Source organism: Psychrobacter sp. Ps6 (assembly GCF_022129235.1).
Classification (GTDB): domain Bacteria; phylum Pseudomonadota; class Gammaproteobacteria; order Pseudomonadales; family Moraxellaceae; genus Psychrobacter.
The window spans coordinates 1-1,194 of the sequence record NZ_JADQAI010000154.1; the positions used below are offsets into that span (position 1 = coordinate 1).

The 1,194-nt window shown below is 42.3% G+C and carries 1 protein-coding gene; it reads right to left on the reverse strand.

The window, feature by feature from the left end:
* Positions 1-1,194 (reverse strand): hypothetical protein (locus tag I3255_RS14520; protein WP_238039455.1); only part of this gene is annotated, 1,194 nt, incomplete at both ends.

Sequence of the window (1,194 nt, forward strand, 5' to 3'; positions counted from 1 at the left end):
CAATAATCAATTCACCCACATCAGCAAAATCACCATCACCATTGAGATCAATAAAGACATTCAAGAAGCCCGTTGCTTGTGGAACCGAAACAGTAACAGGCGTTGACGTTGCAACCGTAATGCTTGCAGGTAGTGTCACGCCATCTTCATCGTCAGAGGCTTGGATGTCATCACCTGTAGCATCGGCAGAGAACTGGCTAACAAACTCACTGTCCCAGTTAGCACCTAACGTGAGGTCTTGATCACCATCTAGGGCTGGATCCCCATCATTACCGGTATCAGAATAATTGTGGAAAGCATCACCGTAAGTGACAGGAGCATCACCATAGTCTCGTGCGTAGTAACAACCAGCGGCATCATTAGCAACGATAGAAACATCAATGCCTTCAATAACAAACTTCATCTCTCCGGTAACAACATTAAGTTGATATACCGCAGTACTGTCGATTAAATCATGAGTATTATCACCATCCGTATCATGATCACCGCCATTAGCAAAAGCATAAAGCATGACTCCATCATCCATAATTGAGCCTCCCGCAGCTGTACTACCTGTATTTGATACTGGTAACAATCCATTAAAGTTCACGGGATAAGATGCTACAGCTCCTGACGTTGGATTAATTTGATAATACGTGCCTGTCACAAGATCAACCCCGTATAACATATTATCGTTGACGCTAAAGGAGATATCGCCACCAATCACTATAGGAGCAGATAATGGAACAGAAATAAACTCCTGCGTTGTCAAATTGATCCTCAGAATTGAATCCCAACCACCATTAAATACATAGAGATACTGACCATCTGGTGACACATCGCCAGATGTAGGAGAGGTTACATTAACCCCACTACCTGTTTGTGATAATGGTTGATTATTATTAAAGGTAGCCAAACCATTAACTGCATGAGTAAAGCTTTGCGAACCATCAGCCGTAATAGTACCAAGTGAAACAAACTCAGTGCCATCGCGATCCGTTACGTACAACATCACATTACCATCCGTACTATCTTGATCGACAAAGACACCATAGAACAAGCCATTTAAACGATTAAAACCAACCGAATTAAAGAATCCAGCGTTTGGATAACCGTTCACCGTAATTGGACTCACAATATTATTGAGCTGAGCAGGGTTCGTGGTTGGATCAAATTCGGCAAAATCATAACCACTGACATTATCGCCTTTGGTTT